24 protein-coding genes are annotated in these 20,172 nt (G+C 67.0%); 16 read left to right on the top strand and 8 right to left on the bottom strand.

Going from position 1 to position 20,172, the window contains the following annotated elements; all coding sequences use genetic code 11:
- The first annotated feature begins 15 nt into the window (after positions 1 to 15).
- The 6 genes from ASD05_RS07935 to ASD05_RS07910 are packed head-to-tail and all read left to right on the top strand — an operon-like array spanning position 16 to position 3,767.
- On the top strand, positions 16 to 939 hold the full coding sequence (locus tag ASD05_RS07935) for an alpha/beta fold hydrolase (RefSeq protein ID WP_056590029.1): 924 nt from the start codon (positions 16 to 18) through the stop codon (positions 937 to 939).
- A complete protein-coding gene (gene fghA / locus ASD05_RS07930; RefSeq protein ID WP_056590026.1) occupies positions 936 to 1,814 on the top strand; it encodes an S-formylglutathione hydrolase in 879 nt (292 codons plus the stop codon). The genes ASD05_RS07935 and fghA overlap by 4 nt, the downstream gene beginning before the upstream one ends.
- Positions 1,815 to 1,857: 43 nt before the next feature.
- Positions 1,858 to 2,352 (top strand): GNAT family N-acetyltransferase, encoded by a 495-nt coding sequence (locus ASD05_RS07925; RefSeq protein ID WP_235507899.1) that lies wholly within the window; start codon positions 1,858 to 1,860, stop codon positions 2,350 to 2,352.
- A gap of 25 nt (positions 2,353 to 2,377) precedes the next feature.
- On the top strand, positions 2,378 to 2,767 hold the full coding sequence (locus ASD05_RS07920; RefSeq protein WP_056590019.1) for a VOC family protein: 390 nt from the start codon (positions 2,378 to 2,380) through the stop codon (positions 2,765 to 2,767).
- Complete coding sequence (locus ASD05_RS07915) at positions 2,764 to 3,159, top strand: TfoX/Sxy family protein (RefSeq protein ID WP_056590016.1); 396 nt, start codon at positions 2,764 to 2,766, stop codon at positions 3,157 to 3,159. The genes ASD05_RS07920 and ASD05_RS07915 overlap by 4 nt, the downstream gene beginning before the upstream one ends.
- Positions 3,156 to 3,767 (top strand): 3'-5' exonuclease, encoded by a 612-nt coding sequence (locus ASD05_RS07910; protein WP_056590013.1) that lies wholly within the window; start codon positions 3,156 to 3,158, stop codon positions 3,765 to 3,767. The genes ASD05_RS07915 and ASD05_RS07910 overlap by 4 nt, the downstream gene beginning before the upstream one ends.
- A 4-nt stretch (positions 3,768 to 3,771) precedes the next feature.
- Here ASD05_RS07910 and ASD05_RS07905 read toward each other — a convergent pair whose 3' ends face one another.
- Entirely contained in the window at positions 3,772 to 4,500 is a 729-nt protein-coding gene (locus ASD05_RS07905; protein WP_056590010.1) for an alpha/beta fold hydrolase, read from the bottom strand.
- 99 nt (positions 4,501 to 4,599) lie between these two features.
- Positions 4,600 to 5,571 carry a helix-turn-helix domain-containing protein gene (locus ASD05_RS07900; RefSeq protein ID WP_056590411.1) on the bottom strand — a complete coding sequence of 324 codons (972 nt, stop codon included), beginning with the start codon at positions 5,569 to 5,571 and terminating at the stop codon, positions 4,600 to 4,602.
- Between the two features lie 145 nt (positions 5,572 to 5,716).
- Here ASD05_RS07900 and gnd point away from each other — a divergent pair, with 145 nt between their 5' ends.
- Entirely contained in the window at positions 5,717 to 7,138 is a 1,422-nt protein-coding gene (gene gnd / locus ASD05_RS07895; RefSeq protein ID WP_056590007.1) for a decarboxylating NADP(+)-dependent phosphogluconate dehydrogenase, read from the top strand.
- A 58-nt stretch (positions 7,139 to 7,196) separates the two neighbouring features.
- Here gnd and ASD05_RS07890 read toward each other — a convergent pair whose 3' ends face one another.
- Complete coding sequence (locus tag ASD05_RS07890) at positions 7,197 to 7,898, bottom strand: hypothetical protein (RefSeq protein WP_056590004.1); 702 nt, start codon at positions 7,896 to 7,898, stop codon at positions 7,197 to 7,199.
- A 160-nt stretch (positions 7,899 to 8,058) separates the two neighbouring features.
- Between ASD05_RS07890 and ASD05_RS30020 the strand changes: the two genes are divergently transcribed.
- Complete coding sequence (locus tag ASD05_RS30020; protein ID WP_157610024.1) at positions 8,059 to 8,220, top strand: hypothetical protein; 162 nt, start codon at positions 8,059 to 8,061, stop codon at positions 8,218 to 8,220.
- 16 nt (positions 8,221 to 8,236) lie between these two features.
- On the opposite strand, the gene ASD05_RS07885 is transcribed toward ASD05_RS30020, so the two are convergent.
- Together ASD05_RS07885 and ASD05_RS07880 are read right to left on the bottom strand one after the other, a co-directional pair.
- Positions 8,237 to 9,163 carry a LysR family transcriptional regulator gene (locus tag ASD05_RS07885; protein WP_056590001.1) on the bottom strand — a complete coding sequence of 309 codons (927 nt, stop codon included), beginning with the start codon at positions 9,161 to 9,163 and terminating at the stop codon, positions 8,237 to 8,239.
- Between the two features lie 390 nt (positions 9,164 to 9,553).
- Complete coding sequence (locus tag ASD05_RS07880) at positions 9,554 to 10,648, bottom strand: PA0069 family radical SAM protein (RefSeq protein ID WP_056589997.1); 1,095 nt, start codon at positions 10,646 to 10,648, stop codon at positions 9,554 to 9,556.
- Positions 10,649 to 10,764: 116 nt separating this feature from the next.
- Between ASD05_RS07880 and ASD05_RS07875 the strand changes: the two genes are divergently transcribed.
- The 6 genes from ASD05_RS07875 to ASD05_RS07850 are packed head-to-tail and all read left to right on the top strand — an operon-like array spanning position 10,765 to position 14,924.
- Positions 10,765 to 11,358, top strand: a complete 594-nt coding sequence (locus tag ASD05_RS07875) for a GbsR/MarR family transcriptional regulator (protein WP_056589994.1) — start codon at positions 10,765 to 10,767, stop codon at positions 11,356 to 11,358.
- 60 nt (positions 11,359 to 11,418) lie between these two features.
- On the top strand, positions 11,419 to 11,841 hold the full coding sequence (locus tag ASD05_RS07870) for a thiol-disulfide oxidoreductase DCC family protein (RefSeq protein ID WP_056589991.1): 423 nt from the start codon (positions 11,419 to 11,421) through the stop codon (positions 11,839 to 11,841).
- A gap of 32 nt (positions 11,842 to 11,873) precedes the next feature.
- Positions 11,874 to 12,833: an SAM-dependent methyltransferase gene (locus ASD05_RS07865; protein WP_056589987.1), complete on the top strand. Its 960-nt coding sequence runs from the start codon at positions 11,874 to 11,876 to the stop codon at positions 12,831 to 12,833.
- 42 nt (positions 12,834 to 12,875) lie between these two features.
- Positions 12,876 to 13,940 carry an SRPBCC family protein gene (locus tag ASD05_RS07860; RefSeq protein WP_056589984.1) on the top strand — a complete coding sequence of 355 codons (1,065 nt, stop codon included), beginning with the start codon at positions 12,876 to 12,878 and terminating at the stop codon, positions 13,938 to 13,940.
- On the top strand, positions 13,937 to 14,569 hold the full coding sequence (locus ASD05_RS07855; RefSeq protein ID WP_056589981.1) for a DUF4166 domain-containing protein: 633 nt from the start codon (positions 13,937 to 13,939) through the stop codon (positions 14,567 to 14,569). The genes ASD05_RS07860 and ASD05_RS07855 overlap by 4 nt, the downstream gene beginning before the upstream one ends.
- 7 nt (positions 14,570 to 14,576) lie before the next feature.
- Positions 14,577 to 14,924: a DOPA 4,5-dioxygenase family protein gene (locus ASD05_RS07850; RefSeq protein WP_056589978.1), complete on the top strand. Its 348-nt coding sequence runs from the start codon at positions 14,577 to 14,579 to the stop codon at positions 14,922 to 14,924.
- Here the strand turns inward: ASD05_RS07850 and ASD05_RS07845 are convergent.
- A complete protein-coding gene (locus ASD05_RS07845; protein WP_056589975.1) occupies positions 14,921 to 16,240 on the bottom strand; it encodes an aromatic ring-hydroxylating dioxygenase subunit alpha in 1,320 nt (439 codons plus the stop codon). The two genes, ASD05_RS07850 and ASD05_RS07845, sit on opposite strands and share 4 nt — an antisense overlap.
- 29 nt (positions 16,241 to 16,269) lie before the next feature.
- A complete protein-coding gene (locus ASD05_RS07840) occupies positions 16,270 to 17,256 on the bottom strand; it encodes a tripartite tricarboxylate transporter substrate binding protein (protein WP_056589972.1) in 987 nt (328 codons plus the stop codon).
- Positions 17,257 to 17,367: 111 nt separating this feature from the next.
- On the opposite strand from ASD05_RS07840, the gene ASD05_RS07835 reads away from it, so the two are divergent.
- A complete protein-coding gene (locus ASD05_RS07835) occupies positions 17,368 to 18,195 on the top strand; it encodes a helix-turn-helix domain-containing protein (RefSeq protein ID WP_056589969.1) in 828 nt (275 codons plus the stop codon).
- A gap of 21 nt (positions 18,196 to 18,216) precedes the next feature.
- Here the strand turns inward: ASD05_RS07835 and ASD05_RS07830 are convergent, their stop codons facing one another.
- A complete protein-coding gene (locus tag ASD05_RS07830) occupies positions 18,217 to 18,873 on the bottom strand; it encodes a glutathione S-transferase (protein ID WP_056589967.1) in 657 nt (218 codons plus the stop codon).
- A gap of 81 nt (positions 18,874 to 18,954) precedes the next feature.
- Here ASD05_RS07830 and ASD05_RS07825 point away from each other — a divergent pair, with 81 nt between their 5' ends.
- Positions 18,955 to 20,172 carry a polyhydroxyalkanoate depolymerase gene (locus ASD05_RS07825; protein WP_056589963.1) on the top strand — a complete coding sequence of 406 codons (1,218 nt, stop codon included), beginning with the start codon at positions 18,955 to 18,957 and terminating at the stop codon, positions 20,170 to 20,172.

The raw sequence follows: 20,172 nt of genomic DNA, 5'->3' as shown, positions 1-20,172 counted from the left end.
CTGGAGGCACCGGCCATGACCCGCATGGAGCCCTTGCGCAAGATCGAGGCCGGTGTGCTCGAAGTCGCGTACTTCGAAACCGGCCCCGCCGATGGCCCGCCGGTGCTGCTGATGCACGGCTTTCCGTACGACATCCACACGTATGCCGAAGTCGCGCCGATGCTGGCCGACCAGGGCTGCCGCGCGATCGTGCCGTACCTGCGCGGCTACGGCGCCACGCGCTTCCTGAGCGAGGCCACGCCGCGCTCGGGCGAGCAGGCCGCGCTGGGCGCCGACCTGCTCGCGCTGCTCGATGCGCTGAAGATCGAGCGCGCGGTGCTGGCCGGCTACGACTGGGGCGGCCGCGCTGCCTGCGTGGTCGCGGCGCTGTGGCCCGAACGCGTCGCGGGGCTGGTGTCCTTCAACAGCTACAACATCCAGGACATCGCCAAGGCGATGGAGCCGGACACGCCGGCCAACGAGCACAGCCTCTGGTACCAGTACTACTTCCACAGCGAGCGCGGCCGCGCCGGCCTCGGGAAAGACCGCAAGGCGCTCACGAAGCTGCTGTGGAAGCTGTGGTCGCCCACGTGGAAATTCGACGACGCCACCTTCGAGCGCAGCGCCGCCGCCTTCGACCATCCCGATTTCGTGGACGTGGTGATCCAGTCGTACCGCCATCGCTTCGGCCTCGTGCCGGGCGACCCGGCCTATGCGTGCATCGAACGCCGCCTGTCGGCGCAGCCCACGGTCACAGTGCCCGCCATCACCTTCGACGGCCTCGACGACGGCGTGCGCCCGCCCGCCGACGCATCGGCGCACGCGCACCGCTTCAGCGGGCCGCGTTCGCACCGCCTTGTGCCCGGCGTGGGCCACAACATGCCGCAGGAAGCGCCGCGCGTCTTTGCCGATGCCGTGCTCGAACTCGTGCCCGCCCTGCGCAGCCAGAACCCGCAATGACCGACAACAGCCCCAAGACCCTTTCCGAACACCATGCCTTCGGCGGCGTGCAAAGCTTCCACGAGCACCGCTCGCATGAAATCGGCCTGCCGATGCGCTTCTCGGTGTACCTGCCGCCGCAGGTCGCACACGAGCGCGTGCCCGCCCTGCTCTACCTCGCGGGCCTGACCTGCAACGAAGAAACCTTCGCGGTGAAGGCCGGCGCACAGCGCATGGCCGCGAGCCTGGGCATCGCGCTGATCGCGCCCGACACCAGCCCGCGCGGCCCCGCCGCCGAGTGCGTGCCCGGCGCGAAGGACGACTGGGACTTCGGCATCGGCGCCGGCTTCTACCTCGACGCCACGCGCGAACCCTGGGCCACGCACTGGCGCATGGAAAGCTGGATCGTGCACGAGCTGCTGCCGCTGGTGGCCCGGCACTTCGCCATCGACGGCGAGCGCATCGGCATCTCCGGCCACTCGATGGGCGGCCACGGTGCACTCACGCTGGCGCTGCGGCATCCGGGGCGCTTCAAGTCGCTCTCGGCCTTTGCGCCGATCTGCGCACCCACGCAGTGCCCATGGGGCGAGAAGGCGTTCGGCGGCTACCTGGGCCGCCCCGGCGCCGACCGCGCCCAGTGGCTCGCACACGACGCCAGCGCGCTCATGAAATCGCAGGTCGCGCCGCCCTACCCGCAAGGCATCCTCGTCGACCAGGGCCTGGCCGACAAGTTCCTCGCCGAGCAGTTGCACCCCGAGGCGTTCGAGGCCGCCTGCTTCGCAGCCGGCCAGCCGCTCACGCTGCGCCGCCACGCGGGCTACGACCACGGCTACTACTTCATCCAGAGCTTCATGGCCGACCACATCGCGCACCACGCGCAAACGCTGCGCGCGTAAAGCCTCATCGACCGCGGCGGCCTCGCGCCGTATCATGAAACACATGTCCGCCGCCCAAATTCCCGCCTTCCATCTGCGGTCGCGCGAAGGCACCGCCGAAGAGAACATGGTGCTGGCCGGCATCTGGCGCCGCGCGTGGATCGCGGCCAACCGGGGCCTCCCCCATATCGAACCGATCGCCCACTGGCTGCGCCGCGTGCAGACCGAATTCGGGTCGCCCGCCGACGTGGTGCTGGCGGAGCGCGACGGGCAGGTGCTGGCGTTCATGGTGCTGCTGGAGCGCAGCGAGTACGTGGCGCAACTCTTCGTCGAGCCCCACCTGCGCAACCAGGGCTTGGGCAAGGCCTTGCTCGACGAGGCCTGCGTTCGCTTTCCGACCGGCTGGTGGCTGCACGTGGCCGCCACCAACACGCCGGCGCAGCGCTTCTACGAGCGTTATGGCCTCCAGCGCGGCGCGGTCGACCGCCATCCGGCGAGCGGCCGCGAACGCATCGCCTACCATTGGTCGCCCTCGCGCCCGCCATGGCGCATCGGCTGAATCCATTCCAATTTTTCCCCGCTCCATGCGCATCGACCACATCGCACTCTGGACCACCGATCTCGAGCGCTGCAAGCGCTTCTATGTCGACTATTTCGGCGCCACCGCCGGCGCGGGCTACGTCAACCCGGCCAAGGGCTTTGCCTCGTGCTTCCTGAGCCTTGGCGACGGCGCACGCATCGAGGCCATGACGACGAGCACGCTCTCTCCCGTGACGGCGGAGGCCGGGGCACAGCGCATGGGCTGGACGCACCTCGCGATCAGCGTGGGCTCCGACGCGGCAGTCGACGAACTCACGCAACGCCTGAAGACCGACGGCCATCCGCTGCTCGACGGCCCGCGCCGCACCGGCGACGGCTACTACGAAAGCGTGGTGCTGGACCCGGACGGCAACCGCATCGAGATCACGGCATGAGCGATTTCGTCGATAGCCTGCACGAAACCTTCGAGCGCCTGGGCCGCATCCGCACGCGCCGCATGTTCGGCGGCCATGGCGTGTGGCACGAGGACCGCATGATCGCCCTCGTGGCCAACGACACGCTCTACCTCAAGTCGGATGCCGAGAGCGCGCCGTACTTCGACGCGCTCGACCTGCCGCCGTTCACCTACGTGCGCCAGGGCCAGTCGATGCCGATGTCGTACCGGCAAGCCCCGGCGGACCTGTTCGAGGACCGGCACGAAGCCGCACTCTGGGGCCGCCGCGCCTACGAGGCGGCGCTGCGCTCGGGCCAGCCGCCGAAGCCTAAGAAAACACCCGCCAGGAAAGCCGCAGTGAAGAAAAAGACAAGCAAGGCAGCCTCCCGGTGAGCGCCCACAACCCGACGCTCCCGCCTCTTCCCGAACGCGAACAGATCGCGCTGCTCGAACCCTTCGAAGGCCTCGGTCCCAAGGACATCGTCGTCGTCACCACGCTGCAGGAGGCCGAGCGCGCGGCCGCCACGCTGCTGGCAGCCGGCATCGCCGGCTTCGACACCGAATCGAAGCCCACCTTCGCGAAGAACGAGGTGTCGGGCGGCCCGCACGTGGTGCAGTTCTCGACGCGCGACACGGCGTGGCTGTTCCAGCTGCACCGCACCGAGTGCAACCCGGTGGTGGCCACGCTGATCGCCTCGGCCGAGCTGCGCAAGGTCGGCTTCGGCCTCTCGGGCGATCTCACGCTGATCCGCCTGCGGCTCGGCATCGAGCCGAAGGCGGTGTTCGACATCGACACCGAATTCCGCCACCGCGGCTACCGCAAGTCGGTCGGCGTGAAGGCGGCCGTGGCGCTGGTGTTCAACCGCCGCTTCATCAAGTCGCGCAAGGCGACCACGTCGAACTGGGCCAACCGGCAGCTCACCGAGGCGCAGATCCGCTACGCGGCCAACGACGCCTACGCATCCATCCGCGTGTACGACGCGCTCTTCGGCGGCAACTGAACGATCAGTCCCGCCCCGCCTCCAGGATTGCCTGAGCAAGCCGCCCTGGGTTCGAGAAGAACATCTCGTGGCTGCCGGGGCACTCCACCAGGCGGAACAGGCCCAGCCGCTCCGACAGGCGCGGATGCCACGGCATGCCGTGCGGCATCGCGGTGTCCTGCTGGCAGTTGACGTACGACTTGCCCAGCGCCAGCGCGGCCAGCGGCTGCCGCAGCCTGATCTTGTCGGTGAAGGTGTGGTACGGATGCGGGTTGAGCTTTTCGTAGGCCGCCTGCGCGGTCGCCAGGTCGGCGTCGTTGATGAAGGCTTCGCGCCAGATCTCGAAAGGCAGGGTCACCGCGTTGGCGTTGGCGGCCGCCACGGCGTCGAACATCGCAACGTAGGGCGGCGGCACCATGTCGTTGAGCGACTCGCCATCGAGCGGCACGAAGGCGTTGATGTACACCAGCCGCTTCAGGCGCGGCGCGATGCGGTCCGCCACGCCCGAGATCACCATGCCGCCGTAGCTGTGGCCCGCGAGGCGGACCTCGGTGAGGTTCTTCTCCTCGATGTAGCGCACGGCCGAGGCGATCGCGTCCTCCAGCGTGGTGCTGGCGCGGTCGTCGCCGGGGTTGTTGCCCGCGAGCGTGGGGCAGTACGCGGTGTGGCCGGCTGCGCGCAGACCGTCGGCCACGGCTTCGATCTCGGCGCCGGTATGCCACGCGCCGTGGACCAGAACGTAGGTGTCGGACATGGGTGTCTCTTTCGTTGTTGCGATGGAGAGGAACTTTAGGAACAGGGCGATGCCGCGAATGGCCGATGCCTGCCACGCGGATGGCCGGTTCGCGCCAGTTCAGCGCCGGCGCCGCAGTTCGCCGGGTGTGGAGCCCAGGTGCGCGCGGCATTGGCGAACAAAGTGTGAAGCATCGGCCAGGCCCACGCGATACCCGATTTGGGCGATGCCCAGCCGGTCGAAACGTGCATCAGCGAGCATGCGGCGCGCCGCCGCCATGCGGAAACCGGCCAACGCAACAGCGAAGGTGGTGGAGCTCTCAGCGACACTTTCACCGCCGCCAGCCAGGCAGCGATGCAGGCTGCGCTCCGAAATGCCCAGCCCGCGCGCCACGCTCGCGGCCGTCAGGCCCGGCTCCGCATGCCTCTCCCGCGTGGCGTCGAGCACGCGGCGGCGCAGTGCCGCCCTGCCCTTGTCGGGTGCATCCGCGAAGCCGCTGCCGGTGGCCAGCGCCAGCAGGCCGCCGAGCTGGTCGCTCAGCAGTTCGGCGGGCATCGGCGGCCTGGCCGCCAGCTCCGGCGAGAGCTGCCGCACGAAGCCGCACAGCACGCCGCCCCAGCTCGAATGCCCGTCGATGCGCCGCGCCACCTGGTCGCCCGCGTCGGGAATCCACGCATCGACCCAGGCGGTCGGCAGTTCGAGCGAGATGGTGTCCGCCGACTGCAGCAGGTGGAATTCGTAGAGCCGGCGCGAATCGACCAGCACCGCGTCGCCCGGCAGCAGCCGCGCCGAGCGGTCGTCCTGCACGGCCACCCAGGCCGAGTCAGTCTTGCACAGCAGGTAGAAGTAGTTGTTGCGGCTGTGGGCAATGGCGCGGCGCGTGCGGTAGACGTCCTGCGCGCTGCCGCGCACCTGGTTGACGACGATGGGGCCCAGCGGCGCCGATTCCAGCGTGGCGCCGAAGCTGCCCGCCACCGGGCTGGTCACGTCCATCTCCAGGAAGCCCTCGCAGACCGCACCCACCCAGTAGTCCAGCCGCTGCGCGGGCGGCACGGCGTCGGTGGACCAGCGGTGGATGGCAGCGTCGTTCATGCGCGCCAACATACCCAAGCCATGCCCGCTTGCCAAGCGGGAATAAACCGCCCGCGGCCCTGTCCCGGGCCTGACACCGGCAAAATGTGCCGCAAACCAAACCGGTGCGCTGGCATTCCGGCGCACGCACATGAAAGAACGGGCCATGAGCAACAAAAGCGATTTCGGATTGATCGGCCTGGCCGTGATGGGCCAGAACCTTGTGCTGAACGTGGAAAGCCGCGGCTTCCAGGTCAGCGTGTACAACCGCACCGAGGCGACCACCGAAGCCTTCATCGCGGCCAACCCCGGCAAGAAGCTGGTCGGCGCGAAGACGCTCGAGGAGTTCGTGCAGAGCCTGGCCAGGCCCCGCAAGATCCAGATCATGGTGAAAGCCGGCGCGCCGGTCGACCAGGTGATCGAACAGCTCATTCCACTGCTCGACAAGGACGACATCGTCATCGACGGCGGCAACAGCCTCTACACCGACACCGAGCGCCGCGACGCCTACCTTGCAGCCAAGGGCCTGCGTTTCATCGGCGCGGGCGTGTCGGGCGGCGAGGAAGGCGCGCGCAAGGGCCCGTCGATCATGCCGGGCGGTCCGCTTTCCACCTGGGAGGTGATGAAGCCTATCTTCGAGAGCATCGCGGCCAAGGTGGACGGCGAGCCCTGCGTGATCCACATCGGCCCCGGCGGTGCCGGCCACTACGTGAAGATGGTGCACAACGGCATCGAGTACGGCGACATGCAGCTGATCTGCGAGGCCTACAACCTGTTCAAGGCGGCCGGTTTCAGCACGGACGAGATGGCAGCGATCTTCAACGAATGGAACAACGGCGAGCTGCAGAGCTATCTGATCCAGATCACCGCCAAGGCGCTCGAACAGAAGGACCCGGAAACGGGCAAGCCCATCGTCGACCTCATCCTCGACAAGGCGGGCCAGAAGGGCACGGGCCAGTGGACGCTGATCAACGCGGCCGAGAACGCAGTGGTCATCAGCACCATCAACGCCGCGGTCGAGGCGCGCGTGCTGTCGTCGCAGAAGAAGGCGCGCGTGGCGGCGAGCAAGCTGCTGCAGGGCCCGAAGATCGAACTCTCGCTCGAGAAGAAGGCGCTGGTGGCCAAGGTGCACGACGCGCTGTATGCGTCCAAGGTGATCAGCTACACGCAGGGCTTCGACCTCATCAAGACGATGGGCGACAAGAAGCAATGGAAGCTCGACCTCGGCGGCATCGCCTCCATCTGGCGCGGCGGCTGCATCATCCGCGCGCGCTTCCTCAACCGCATCACCGACGCCTTCCGCACCGACCCGGCGCTGGGCAACCTGATGCTCGATCCGTTCTTCAAGGACCTGCTGAACCGCACGCAGCAGAACTGGCGCGAGGTGGTGGCGCTGGCGGTGAGCAACGGCATTCCGGTGCCTGCGTTCAGCGCCTCGCTGGCCTACTACGACAGCTACCGCACGGAGCGCCTGCCGGCGAACCTGCTGCAGGCGCAGCGCGACTTCTTCGGCGCGCACACGTATGAGCGCACCGACAAGCCCGAAGGACAGTTCTTCCATACGGACTGGCCTGAAGTCATCGGGTGAGTTGGCTCTCGTGGCGCGGCAGGACCGGACCTCCCTCAGAAGTTCCCTCATCCTTCCTTCAGCATGAGGTTCGCAGGCCCAGCCGGCGGCGGATGCCGTTCATGAGACCTATCCCGAAGTCGCGTCGCACTGCCCCGTCGCTGCGCGGCGCGTAGGAAGGCACCGCCGGCCCCACATGCAGTTCAAGCACGCCGGCTGCTTGCAGCGAATGCAGGAATAAAACGCACTGGGAGAACGGAAGCTGGCTGATGCCGGCCAGTTCGCCCGCATTCAATGCACGCCGTGCCAGCAGGCTCGCCATGCGGATGTTGTCGAGGTCGTTGCGCAACAGCAGGGCTGGCGGCCAGCGGCGAAGCATGAAGCGGACCGAATCGGAAACTTCGATCTCCAGGGCGGCTGCGTCGTCCAGCGTCAACCGCGCGGGCGTCGCCTCGCGCAGCGCGTGCTCGGTGCTCTTGAGCCATTGCTGCAGCCTGTCGGCACGTATCGGCCGCTCCAGCGTGTCCGGCTTTCCGCCCGAATGCATGCGCGTGAGCCTGAGCACGGCAGCGGCCATGCCGGCCACCTGCGGGCAACCCTCTTCCACGGCGGCACCATCGACCAGCAGCGCGTCGTACGGCGGCGCATTGACCAGCTGCCACGGGAACGCGGCGTCGCTCGCATACAGCCGCACGATCGTCTGGATCACGACGACTTCGGCAAGCGGCAGCTTGTAGACGCCGAGCCTCAGCGATGGGCATGTCCTGCTTGCAGCGCTCATGTCAGTTCACCACCCGCACTTCGTGCCAATTCGATCAATTTGCATCCACTATCTCCCTTGCTAAATAAAGTTCGACCCATCTTGAAAACGATGAAAATGGATGAATTGGCCTGTGCTGAAAGAGGCGTCCCATTCGAAGCCGTCCGCAAGGACATTCCGCATGAAACAAATCAGCGCATGCGACAATTTTTTACTACTTTATGACTCGTTGCTAGCACCACAAGTGGGGTTCAGCCACTCAGTTTTGGGCAATGGGCATGACACATTGCATGTCATGCACCAAGAAAAAGCTCAATTCCCCAATATGGGTCGCGTCAATTGAGGCCACCCGCCCTCGCTCACGCCGGCTCCGCGCTGGCCAGCGGCAGCCATTCCTGCAGGCAGAGTTTTTCCACCGCCATGTCGACGAATGCCGAAACTGCCAGGGGACGCTGCTGGCGGCTGGGATACACCACGCTCATGCCGCGGCCCGCTCGCATGTACTGCGGCAGCACGGGCACCAGCTGGCCCGTGGCCACTTCCGATGCCGTCAGGACCGCCGGCAACGCGACGATGCCGAGCCCGGCGCAGGCGGCCCTGCGCAGCGCCACCTGCACATTGCTGGTGAAGCGCCCTCTCACTCGCACCTCTTCCTCTGTACCGTCAGGCCCCTGCATGCGCCAGATGGCGTGGCTGCCGGTTTCCGGTGGCTGCGTCAGGCATTCGTGCTCGCTCAGCTCTTGCAGAGTGCCGGGTACACCGTGCGCCGCCAGGTAGGCAGGGCTGGCCAGGAGGCCAGCGTCGCTCGCGAAAATCCTTCGGGAAACGTAGCTCGAGTCCGCCAGTGGGCCAATGCGAAACGCCACGTCGATGCGATCGGCAATGAGATCCGCCGGGACATCGCTGAGAACGAAGTCGAGTTGGACCAAAGGATGTGCATCGAGAAACGCCGTCACCCATTCCATCTCGAAGTATTCGAAGAAGCTGGCCGATGCAGCCACCCGTACCGGGCCGCACGGCTCCTGGTTGCCGCAGACGTGCGATTGCCCCGCTTCGATCAGCTCCTCGACCGCGGGGCCGCATCGTTCGCGAAAGGTTTCTCCCGCGCTGGTCAGCGTCAGTTTGCGGGTCGAGCGCTGCATCAGCCGGGTGCCCAGGCGCGCCTCGAGCTGCTGGATGCGGCGGCTCACCGTTGCCGAGGGCATGCGCAGCTGCCGCGCCGCCTCGGCAAAACTGCCGAAGCGCGCGACTTGGACGAACATTGCGACTTCATTCAGGTCGAGCACGAGATTCTTTCTGTCAATAGGTGATTTCAAATTTGCTTGCGCGCTTCGATTTATCAATTCCGTTTTTGCTATCGATCAATCACTGCTTTGCAATCGATCAAAATCTATCAGGCGCGGATACAATTACAAGAAACTGAGCAGCAACTGACCAATTATCATCGACGGGTGCCTCCGCAAAATAAACTTCAAATAGGCCGTCGCCGCGAGCTATTCCGCGCGGCCGCCATTTATAGGGAAATAGCGGATAGTTGATCTAATCCACTATCTCCGCCAAGACGTTTTTTCCGCAATTGGCCTTTTGCCGATTCATATATAAATCTTTGCGGGACAAATGGCCCGGCAGGGCGGGGCCGTGATCCACCTTGCCCACCGGGCCTCCAGCCCGCGCACCTAGAACAGGCTGCCCTGCCCCACCGCGCCCGGCGGCCGGAACGCGGTGATGTCCAGCGGAATGCGCTCGCGGTTGAAGCCAAGGCGTTTCGCGGCCTTCTCGAAACGCTGGTGGATCAGGTCGGCCCACAGGCCCGAGCCTTTCATGCGCGTGGCGAAGTCGGCGTCGTAGTCCTTGCCGCCGCGCATCTCGTGGATGCGCGCCATGATGCGATCGGCGCGCTGCGGATAGTGCAGCGCAAGCCATTCCTTGAAGAGCGGCGCCACCTCCCAGGGCAGCCGCACCACCGTGTAGAAGGCGCTGCGCGCGCCGGCCTCCCACGCGGCCTCGAGCACCAGTTCCATGTCCTCGGTCACGAAGGGGATCTGCGGCGCCACGCTCACGCCCACCGGCACGCCGGCCGCGGCCAGCGTACGGATGGTTCGCAGCCGCCGATGCGGCGCTGCGGCGCGCGGCTCCAGTTTTCGGGCGAGTTCGCCGTCGAGTGTGGTCACGGTGACGTACACGGCCGCAAGGCGGTCGGCCGCCATGGGCGCGATCAGGTCAAGGTCGCGCTCGATGGCGCTCGACTTGGTGACCAGCGCGAACGGGTGCCGCGTTTCCTTCAGCAGTTCGATGATCGAGCGCGTGAGCCGCAGTTCGCGCTCGATGGGCTGGTAGCAGTCGGTGGCGGTTCCGATGGCGACGTGGCTGGGTCGATAGCTCCTGCGCCCAAGTTCGGCGCGCAGCACCTCGACGATGTTGCGCTTGGCGATGAGCTTGGTCTCGAAGTCGAGGCCCGGAGAGAGATTCAGGTAGCTGTGCGTGGGCCGGGCAAAGCAATAAATGCAGCCATGCTCGCAGCCGCGGTAGGGATTGATCGAGCGGTCGAAGGGGACGTCGGGCGAGTCGTTCTCGTTGAGCACCGACTTCACGTCCTCGAAGCGGATCTCGGTGGCGATGGGCTGCAGCTCGTCGGCCTCGGCCACGCTTTCTTCGAGCGTGCCCCAGCCGTCGTCGAAGGCGTTGCGCTCGTCCTTCGAAAAACGATGCGCGAGTTGCGTGACCGCACCGCGGCCCTTGATGGCGTGAATGGGAATCCGTGCAGTTGGCATGACAGCTCCTTGGCTTAAATACTGTGTATTCATACAGTATTTCACCGATTCACATTCGTCGCCGATTTTTCTATTTCTCTATTGACAGAAATTTCGTAAATCCTAAACTCGACGCCATGGAACTCACCGACATTCAACGCAAGTTCGTGCTGCACTGGGGTGAAATGGGCTCGATGTGGGGCGTCAATCGCACCGTCTCGCAGATCCACGCGCTGCTCTTCGCGCACGGCAAGCCGATGAACGCGGAGGAACTGAGCGAAACGCTCGGCGTGGCCCGCTCCAACATCAGCAACAGCCTCAAGGAACTGCAGGCCTGGAACCTCGTGCGCGTGACCCACACGCTGGGCGACCGCCGCGACTATTTCGAGACCAGCGTCGACGTGTGGGAGCTGTTCCGCACCGTCGTGCGCGAGCGCAAGGAACGCGAGTTCGACCCGACCGTGCGCGTACTGCGCGAGCTGGTTTCCAGCCCCGACTTCCAGAAGGAGCCCGCCGATGCGCAGGACCGCATCCGCTCCACCATGGAACTCATGGACAAGCTCGCCACCTGGGCCGACGAAATGCTGCGGCTGTCGCCCGGCACGCTCGACAAGGTGATGACGCTGGGCGCCAGCGTGCAGAAGTTCGTTCGCGGCGAATCGGCATCGCCCGGCAAGGGCGGCAAGGGCGATGACCTCGACGCGCACCATGCCAGCCTGCCGATGATCTGAGGTCTCTTTTTTTGCCCATTAATTTCTGTTTTGACAGAAATATCGATAACCAAGAACACCATGAGCCGCCCCGCCCTTCCCGCCTACCCGCTCACGATCTACTTCGACGCCAGCTGCGCGATCTGCTCGGCCGAAATGGGCAGCCTCAAGGCGCGCGACGCGGCAGCCCGGCTGCAACTGGTCGACTGCTCGCCAGCGGCGTTCAGCAGCGGTCCGGCCCCGCGCAATGCGCTGATGGCGTCCATCCACGTATCGGACGCCGAAGGCCGGGTCTTCGTCGGCGTGCCGGCGATCCGCATCTGCCGCACGGCGGTCGGCCTGTCCAGCGGCAGCTTCCTGCTCGACCTGCCTCTGGTCGCACCGCTGGCCGACCGCGCCTACGCGCTGCTGGCGCGCAACCGCTACCGCATTCCGCGCTGGCTGGCCGCAAGGCTGGCGGGGCGCGTCGCGCCCTCCTGCGACGACGGCAACTGCCGCCTCTGAGAACCAACCAACAACCATCTGAGGGAATCGCCATGTCCACTGTTTTCCGGCCCGACCTCCGCACGCCCCACGACACGACCCTGCGTATACCGGCGAGCCACGCTAGCGCGCCCATCACGGCCGAGGACACACAGGACTACTTCACCGAAGTCGCAGTCGACTACAGCGCGTGGAGCCCCAGCTACAACATGCACTTCGGCTTCTGGCGCGCGGGCCTGAACCCGCTGCGGCGCGAAGGCATGCTGGTGGAAATGAACCGCGTGGTCGGCCGCGCGCTGCAGCTCGGCCAGGCACGGCCCGGCAGCACAGCGCAACGCCGCTGCGTGATCGACATGGGCTGTGGCGCCGGCGCCACCGCGCGAACACTGGTCGGCGACAACCCTTCGCTGTATGCCATCACCGTGACCAACGTTGCCGTGCAGAACCGCATCGCCGCGAAGCTCGACGCCGCTGCGGGCGTGGCGGACCGCATGGCGCATCTCGAAGCCGACTACACCCGCACCGGCCTGCCCGCCGCACAAGCCGATGGCGCGTGGGCCATCGAGAGCGCCTGCTATGCCGGCGGCACCGGCAAGGCCGACTTCGTCCGCGAAGCCGCGCGGCTGCTGAAGCCCGGCGCGCGCCTCGCGGTCGTCGACGGTTTCCTGCTTCGCCGCAGCCCCGGCCGCCTCGCGGGCTGGCTGCACCGCCTGTGGGCCGACAGCTGGGCCGTGCCCACGCTGGCCGTGCGCGAAGACTTCATCGCTGCACTGCATGAGCACGGCTTCGACGACGTGGAAGTGAAGTCGCTGCGCTGGCGCGTCGCGCCCAGCGCGCTGCACATCCCGGTGCTGGCCACCCGCTTCACGCTGGCCGAACTCTGGAAGGCGCGCGGCAGGCTCAGCCCATGGCGGCGCAAGCACATCGTGGCCAGTTACTGCGCGCTCGCGCTGGGCATGTTCTGGCGCGACTTCGACTACTGCATGGTCACCGCCAGGCGCCGCGCCGACTGAGCGCAACACGAATACAAACAGACAGAGGAGAAGAGGCTTTTCATGCAAAACGATCCCGAAGAAAGCAGGTTCGCCGGGCTGGCCCCCGTCGAACCGCAGCCCGCGATGAGCGAAGAAGCACAGCCCAAGCCCGTTCGCGGCATGCCCTTCGGCTGGTTCTGGCCGGTGGCCATCGGCGCCGCGGTCGCGCTCGTGCTGCGCCTCATTTTCAGCAGCGCCCCCGGCAAGCCCTACTCGGCCATGCTGGCTTCCTTCGTCTACTTCGTGCCCGCGGTGTGCGGCGCGGTCACGGTCTACATGGCCGAGCGCATCGAGCGTCGCAACTGGTGGTACTACATCTGGGCGCCGTGGGTGGCGACCTCGCTCTTCGTCGGCGGAACGCTGCTGGTGTTCATCGAAGGCCTGATCTGCGCCATCGTCATCGTGCCGCTGTTCGCCACCATGGGCAGCGTGGGCGGGCTCGCGATGGGCATCGTGTGCCGCGTCACCAACTGGCCCAAGCAGGCCATCTACAGCTTCGCGATGCTGCCGCTGGTGCTCGGCGCCATCGAGCCCCAGCTGCCCAACCCCGACCGCTTCTCGAACACCTCGCGCGCGCTCTTCATCGCGGCGCCGGCCGAGCGGGTGTGGCACGAGCTCAATGCCGCGAGCGACATCCACCCCGCCGAGGTCGGCGACGCATGGGCCTACCGCATCGGCGTGCCGATGCCGGTGTCGGGCGTGACGGTCGACACGCCCGAGGGCCGCGTGCGCCAGGTGCAGTGGCAGAAGAACGTGCACTTCGAAGAGGTCATCACCGAGTGGGAGCCCAACCGCCTGTTGAAGTGGCGCTTCCGCTTCTCGCCCGATTCCTTCCCGGCCGGCGCGCTCGACGACCACGTGATGATCGGCGGCCAGTACTTCGACCTGCGCGACGCCACCTACACGCTGACACCGCGCGACGGTGGCACCGAGCTGCGCGTGGCGGTGTCGTGGCGGCTGAGCACCAGCTTCAACTGGTATGCCGACCGTGTCATGCACCTGCTGCTGGACGACGCCTCGGAGAACATCCTGCGCTTCTACAAGGCGCGCAGCGAGGCCACGGCAACGGCGGCCACCGCCGGATGACGACGGTGCAGCCCGTCTTCCAGCAGGCGCTGGGCCCCGCGTGGAACCGGCTCGGCGACGTCATCCGCCGCCACTACACGATGCGGCCCTTCTCCAACGACCACGTCTGCGTGCGCGGCACCATGGACGAGGTCTGGCATGCGCCCTGGGCCGCGCTGCTGATACCCTTCGGCCGGCTGTTCGGCGCGCTGGTGCCGCACCAGGGCAAGGACGTGCCGATCGAAGTGCACTACCGCTGCAGCCCCGAGAAAGCCACGCTCTACTGGGACCGCGTCTTCCACTTCCCCGGCAGGCCGCCCTTCCACTTCCGCTCGCACATGGAGCACGACGCGGCTCAAGGCAGCGAGGTGATCGAGTACGTGCGCTTCGGCATCGGCATGCGCCTCGCTGTGAGCGCGGAAGAAGGCGCGGTGGTGTTCCGCGACATGGGCTATGTCTGGCGCATCGCGGGGCTGCGCATCCCGCTGCCGCTCGGCCTCTTTCTCGGCACCGCCTACGTCGAAGAACGGCCCGACCCGGCCGATGCCGACCGCTTCACCATGAAGATGCTGCTGCGCCACCGCTGGTTCGGCGACGTGTTCCGCTACAGCGGGCGCTTTCACCTCGGGCCGCGAACGGGATCACAATGAGCGCACCATGCCGCGCCGTCCAGAAAACCTCTACGCCCAGTACCACGCCCACGTCTATTTCGGCCCCGACACGCTCGCGCAGGCGCGCGCCCTCTGCGAGCGCGCGGGCCGCGAGCTGATGGTGGTGGTCGGCCGCGTGCACGAGCGGCTGGTGGGGCCGCATCCGCACTGGAGCTGCCAGATCGCCTTCGACGCCGCCGAGTTCGACCAGGTCATCGGCTGGCTCGAAGCCAACCGCGACGGGCTCGACGTGTTCATCCATGGCGTGACGGGCGACGACCTTGCCGACCACACGACGCACGCCATGTGGCTCGGCGAAGAAAGCGCGCTCGACCTGCGGATGTTCCGCCACTAGACCTTTTCTTCTTCAGCGCCGGCGCCGTGCACCTTGAAGAAGGTGGCGCCCTCCACCTTCTGGCCGATGGCCTGTTCGTAGGCCGTGCGCACGTCGTCGGGCTGGCCAGCCTGCCCGAAGAAGTCCTTCAGATATGGCCCCAGCAGCGGATGCGCGGCCAGTTCGGCACGCGGCAGGCCGCCCAGCATCTCGTCGCGGCAGGCAGAGGGCAGGAACACATCGCTGTTCTTCTCCGGATCACGGATCAGCCCCTTGGGCTCGTGCGCCGGATCGGCCTGCATCGCCTCGATCTCCTCGAAGAAGCGGCGGCGCATCATCACGATGCCCTTGTCGCTCTGCCCCAGCTTCTCGCGCGTACGGTCGGTGACGGTGCCCTGCCCCACCCACACCACGAAGTCCTGGTTGGCGACGTGGCTGGTGATCCAGCGGCCGGTGGCCGGGTCCTTGATGGGCCCGTACCACGAGGGAATGCGCTCCTGCACATAGGGCTCCTGCTCGGTCGGCACGCGGCTCAGCACCCACAGCACGCTGAGCGTATGGTGGTCGTCGATGGGCACACGCCACTCGAAGTGATGGCCCAGGAAGAAGCCGTTGGGCCACAGCGTGACGCGGCCGGTGGTCCACATCACGTTGTCTTCGCGCTCGCCGCCGCGCAGGCGCTTGTAGACGAAGCCGTGCTCGAACTCCTCGAAGGCCAGCTTCAGGTGCGTGGGCACGTACGGCCCTTCCTCGCCCTGCAGGCGCGTGGTCCAGTTGTTGTGGGTCCACTCGAAGTGCACCGGGTCGATGGAGTTTTCCTGGCACTGGAACCAGTTGCACGGAATCTCCGCGAACACCGCCTGCGCGAAGCCGTTCTTGTAGTTGAACAGCTCCCAGTCGGGCAGCAGCGGCGCGGGCTGCGGGCCCATGTAGGCCCACAGCAGGCCGGCCTTCTCCTGCACCGGGTAGGCCTTGATCTTCGTGTTCCTGCGCATGCGCGCGCCGGGGTCCAGCGTTTCCTCGAAGGGCTGGTGAATGCACTGGCCGCCCTGGTCGTACTGCCAGCCGTGGTAACTGCAGCGCAGGCCGCATTGCTCGACGTAGCCGTAGGACATGTCGGCATTGCGGTGCGGGCAGCGGCGGCCGACCAGGCCGTAGTTGCCGCTCAGGTCCTTGTAGAGCACGAGGTCTTCGCCGAGGATTCGCAGCGGCTTCACGGCCTTGCCGTCGAACTCGCTCGCACCTGCAATCGGATGCCAGTAGCGGCGCAGGTAGTCGCCCATCGGCTTGCCGGGGCCTACTTCGGTCAGCAGGCGGTTCTTCTCTTCGCTCAACATAGCTTGGTCTCCTTGCTTGTCGCCTGTCTTCAATCGGCGCGGATGCCGAACTCACGCACCAGCTTGCCGAAGCGCTGGTCGTCGTCCGCAATCTGCTTCGCCAGCACGGCCGGCGCACCGCCCACCGGCTCGATGCCGAGTGCGGCCATCCTTGCCTGCACGTCGGGCATCTTCAGGATCTCGTTGAAGTGTTTGTTGAGCGCCTGCACCACGTCGGCCGGCATCGCCTTCGGGCCGAGCAGGCCCATCCACGCGCTCACGTCGACGTCCTTGAAACCCAACTCGATGAAGGTGGGTACGTCGGGCATCAGCTTCGTGCGCTGGCGCTCCGCGACGGCGAGCGGAAGCAGCTTGCCGGCGGCGATGTGGCCCGCCACCGCGCCGGGCGTGATCCAGCCCACGCTGACGTGGCCGCCCAGCGTGTCGTTCACCACCGGCGCCACGCCGCGATACGGCGCGTGCGTGGCCGAGATGCCAGCATCCCTGTTGAGCAGCTCGCCCGCGATGTGCATCGGCGAGCCCGCGCCCGGCGTGCCGTAGGTGAAGGTCTTGCCGGCCTTCGCGCCGGCCACGAGCTGCGCCACGCTCTGGATGCCGGTCGCAGGCGCGGTGACCAGCAGCAACGGGATGTTGCCTGTCTTCACGATGGGCGTGAAGTCCTTCACCACGTCATGCGCCACGCCGGGACCGGTCTTCAGCACATGCTGCGCGATCGGAAAGGTGCTGGGCGTGAACAGCAGCGTGTAGCCGTCGGCCTGCGCCTTGGCGACCCACACGTTGCCGATCATGCCGCTCGCGCCGGGCCGGTTGTCGACAAGCACCGGCTGGCCGACGCGCTGCGACAGCTTCTCGGCATAGGTCCGCGCGATGGCGTCGGTGTCACCGCCCGCCGGGTAGGCCACGACGATGGTGATGGGCTTCGTGGGCCAGGCCTGCGCCATGGCCGCCGTGGCGGCGCATAGCGAAAGCACGGCTGCAGCAGCGGCACGGGCCGCGTTCCGGGTATGAAACAACATGCTCTTTTTCCTTCTCGGTGGGACGACGTTGGGGTCGAACGCACTGTAGGAACGAGGCCGCGCGGCCAGAAGATATAGTTTCACCCAGTGAAACTTTTTCTGGAGGCCCGCATGTCGGACACCATGGGCACGCAGAGCGTGAAGTCGATCGATGCGCTGCGCCGCGGGCTCGACGTGATGCTGGCCATCCAGCGCTCATCGGCCGTGACGCTGCAGGAGCTGCACCGGCAGACCGGCCTGTCGAAGGCCACGCTGCTGCGCATCCTCAAGACGCTGCAGCAGGCGGGCTGGGTCGAGCGCAGCGAGCACGACAAGCGCTATGTGCCCGCGTCGGCCACCGGCCAATCGGGGCCCACGGCGGCATGGCGCACGCGGCTGTCGGCACTGGCGGCGCCCGCGCGCGCCACGCTGCAGCGGCTGGTGCCCTGGCCCATCGACCTGGGCGTGCGCGACGGTACGGCCATGCTCATCCTCGACACCGACCGCCCGCGCAACGGGCTGGCGGTCAACTACCGCGCGCTGGGCTTCCGGCCGCCGATGCTGCTGTCGTCTCTGGGCCGCTGCTACCTGTCGTTCTGCCCCGAGGAAGAGCGGCGCGAGATCCTCGCCGCGCTGGCGCGCTCGCCGAACGACTTCGACCGCGGCGCGCGGCGACCCGAGAACGTCCGCCGCATGGTGGCGCACGCGCGCGACCTGGGCTACGTGGCGCGCGATCCCACCTCGACCAGTCTGGATTCGCCCGACCGCTTCGGCGCGGTGTCGGTGCCGCTGCGGCATGAAGACCAGGTGGTGGGCTGCCTCAGCTGCGCCTGGCTGCCGGCGGTGAAGAGCGAGCGCGAGATCGTGTCCGCCCACCTTGCCGACATGCAGCAGGCCGCGCAGAACATCGAGCGCAAGCTGGCGCAGGCCGGCTTCGCGCCGCCGCCCGCCAATGAATGAAGTGCGAGGCGGGGACGGAGTTCAGAACTCCGCATCCAGCTCGTCGATCTCGTCGGGCTCCTGCTTCGCCGCAGCCACCCATTCCTTCATGGCCGGCAGTTCCATCACCCGCTTGCAGTAGGTCGCGCACACGCTGTCCAGCGCCACGTCGTAGCTCAGGAAACGCGTGACCACCGGCGCGTACATCGCATCGGCCACGCCCGGCTGCTTGCCGAACAGAAAAGGGCCGCCGTAGGCCTTGAAGCATTCGCGCCAGATGGCGACGATGCGGTCGATGTCGGCCTGCGCGCGCGACCACACCTTGAAGTTCTTGAAATGGGCCTTGATGTTCATCGGCAGCGCGCCGCGCATCGATGAAAAGCCCGAATGCATCTCGCCGCAGATGGCGCGGCAGTGGGCACGGGCGGCGATGTCGTCGGGCAGCAGGCCGGCCTTGGGCTTGATCTCGTTGAGGTACTCGCCGATGGCCAGCGTGTCCCACACCTTCACGCCGCCGTGCTGCAGCGAGGGCACCAGCATCGACGAAGACAGCAGCAGCATCTCGGCCTTCATGGCCGGGTCGTCGGGCGGAATGACCTTCTCGCTGAAGTCCAGCCCGGCCAGCCTGCACATCAGCCAGCCGCGCAGCGCCCACGCGCCGTAGTTCTTGCTGCTGATGGTGAGAACGGGTTTGGCCATCGTCTAGCTCCTTGGGCTGTGCGCAGTTGCGTGCAAGCGCCATGCCATGCGGCTGGCCCGCAACTTGCCTGCCCGAGACCCATGCTGTACCGGGCCTACCAGAACCAAGCCGACCTGCTCTCTCCGGCGCGGCTCGCGGCGCAGTACCTGGGCCAGGCCCTTTGGAAGGAAGGCACCGAACGCACCATATTGCGGCGCATGGCGGCCCAATTCGAGGTGTTCTCGCGCATGCGGCTGACCCACACGCGGCCCGACTACGGCATCCACAGCGTGGTTTCCGATGGCGCCGAGGTGGCCGTGCACGAGGAGAAAACCCTCGTCTCGCCCTTCGGCACCCTGCTGCACTTCCGCAAGAACACCGATGCGGTGCATCCGCCCGTGCTGCTGGCCGCACCACTGTCGGGCCATTTCGCCACGCTGCTGCGCGAAACCGTGCGCACCCTGCTGCGCGACCACGACGTGTACCTGACCGACTGGCACAACGCGCGCGACGTGCCGCTGTGGCATGGCGGCTTCGGGCTGGACGACTACACGCTGCAGCTCATCGGCTTCCTGGAGGCCGTGGGCCCGGGCGTGCACATGGTGGCGGTATGCCAGCCCTGCGTGGCCGCGCTGGCCGCCACCGCGCTGATGGCCGAGGACGACAACCCCGCCACGCCGCGCAGCCTGACGCTGATGGCCGGCCCGGTCGATTGCCGCATCAACCCGACCGCCGTGAACAAGCTCGCCACCGACCGGCCCATCGACTGGTTCAGGCGCAACCTCATCAGCCACGTGCCGTGGCCGCACGCCGGCATGATGCGGCGCGTGTACCCGGGCTTCCTGCAGCTCTCGGCCTTCATGAGCATGAACCCCGAGCGGCACAAGAAGCAGTTCCAGGACATGTACAGCCACCTGGTCGAGGGCGACGTCGAGAAGGCCCGCACCATCGGCACCTTCTACGACGAGTACCTGGCGGTGAACGACCTGCCCGCCGAGTTCTACCTGGAGACGGTGGAGCGCGTGTTCCAGACCTACGACCTGCCGCTGGGCAAGCTCACCGTGGGCGAGCGCACCGTGAACCCGGCGGCCATCCGCCGCACCGCGCTGCTCACGGTGGAAGGCGAGCGCGACGACATCTGCGCCGTGGGCCAGACGGTGGCGGCGCAAGACCTGTGCACGGGCATACGGCCCTACCTCAAGGCGCACCACCTGCAGGCCGGCGTCGGGCACTACGGCGTGTTCAGCGGCAGCAAGTGGAACGCGCAGATCTACCCGCGCGTGCGCGAGACGATCCACGCCGCGGCCGAGCTGGGCTGA

Origin of the sequence: Variovorax sp. Root434 (assembly GCF_001426595.1) — a bacterium.
In the GTDB taxonomy this organism is placed as follows: Bacteria; Pseudomonadota; Gammaproteobacteria; order Burkholderiales; family Burkholderiaceae_C; genus Variovorax.
The sequence above is the reverse complement of the archived record's forward strand: the minus strand, read 5'-3'. Positions and strand labels throughout refer to the sequence as shown.

What these genes read in the sequence shown, in the direction of transcription:
- ASD05_RS07860 (WP_056589984.1), top strand. Translation starts at nt 12,876, where the DNA reads ATGCAAAACGATCCCGAAGAAAGCAGGTTCGCCGGGCTGGCCCCCGTC.
- ASD05_RS07845 (WP_056589975.1), bottom strand. Translation starts at nt 16,240, where the DNA reads ATGTTGAGCGAAGAGAAGAACCGCCTGCTGACCGAAGTAGGCCCCGGC.
- ASD05_RS07890 (WP_056590004.1), bottom strand. Translation starts at nt 7,898, where the DNA reads ATGAGCGCTGCAAGCAGGACATGCCCATCGCTGAGGCTCGGCGTCTAC.
- ASD05_RS07915 (WP_056590016.1), top strand. Translation starts at nt 2,764, where the DNA reads ATGAGCGATTTCGTCGATAGCCTGCACGAAACCTTCGAGCGCCTGGGC.
- ASD05_RS07900 (WP_056590411.1), bottom strand. Translation starts at nt 5,571, where the DNA reads ATGAACGACGCTGCCATCCACCGCTGGTCCACCGACGCCGTGCCGCCC.
- ASD05_RS07835 (WP_056589969.1), top strand. Translation starts at nt 17,368, where the DNA reads ATGTCGGACACCATGGGCACGCAGAGCGTGAAGTCGATCGATGCGCTG.
- ASD05_RS07865 (WP_056589987.1), top strand. Translation starts at nt 11,874, where the DNA reads ATGTCCACTGTTTTCCGGCCCGACCTCCGCACGCCCCACGACACGACC.
- ASD05_RS07925 (WP_235507899.1), top strand. Translation starts at nt 1,858, where the DNA reads ATGTCCGCCGCCCAAATTCCCGCCTTCCATCTGCGGTCGCGCGAAGGC.
- ASD05_RS07830 (WP_056589967.1), bottom strand. Translation starts at nt 18,873, where the DNA reads ATGGCCAAACCCGTTCTCACCATCAGCAGCAAGAACTACGGCGCGTGG.
- ASD05_RS07840 (WP_056589972.1), bottom strand. Translation starts at nt 17,256, where the DNA reads ATGTTGTTTCATACCCGGAACGCGGCCCGTGCCGCTGCTGCAGCCGTG.
- ASD05_RS07855 (WP_056589981.1), top strand. Translation starts at nt 13,937, where the DNA reads ATGACGACGGTGCAGCCCGTCTTCCAGCAGGCGCTGGGCCCCGCGTGG.
- gnd (WP_056590007.1), top strand. Translation starts at nt 5,717, where the DNA reads ATGAGCAACAAAAGCGATTTCGGATTGATCGGCCTGGCCGTGATGGGC.
- ASD05_RS30020 (WP_157610024.1), top strand. Translation starts at nt 8,059, where the DNA reads ATGAAACAAATCAGCGCATGCGACAATTTTTTACTACTTTATGACTCG.
- ASD05_RS07825 (WP_056589963.1), top strand. Translation starts at nt 18,955, where the DNA reads ATGCTGTACCGGGCCTACCAGAACCAAGCCGACCTGCTCTCTCCGGCG.
- fghA (WP_056590026.1), top strand. Translation starts at nt 936, where the DNA reads ATGACCGACAACAGCCCCAAGACCCTTTCCGAACACCATGCCTTCGGC.
- ASD05_RS07850 (WP_056589978.1), top strand. Translation starts at nt 14,577, where the DNA reads ATGCCGCGCCGTCCAGAAAACCTCTACGCCCAGTACCACGCCCACGTC.
- ASD05_RS07905 (WP_056590010.1), bottom strand. Translation starts at nt 4,500, where the DNA reads ATGTCCGACACCTACGTTCTGGTCCACGGCGCGTGGCATACCGGCGCC.
- ASD05_RS07875 (WP_056589994.1), top strand. Translation starts at nt 10,765, where the DNA reads ATGGAACTCACCGACATTCAACGCAAGTTCGTGCTGCACTGGGGTGAA.
- ASD05_RS07880 (WP_056589997.1), bottom strand. Translation starts at nt 10,648, where the DNA reads ATGCCAACTGCACGGATTCCCATTCACGCCATCAAGGGCCGCGGTGCG.
- ASD05_RS07870 (WP_056589991.1), top strand. Translation starts at nt 11,419, where the DNA reads ATGAGCCGCCCCGCCCTTCCCGCCTACCCGCTCACGATCTACTTCGAC.
- ASD05_RS07920 (WP_056590019.1), top strand. Translation starts at nt 2,378, where the DNA reads ATGCGCATCGACCACATCGCACTCTGGACCACCGATCTCGAGCGCTGC.
- ASD05_RS07935 (WP_056590029.1), top strand. Translation starts at nt 16, where the DNA reads ATGACCCGCATGGAGCCCTTGCGCAAGATCGAGGCCGGTGTGCTCGAA.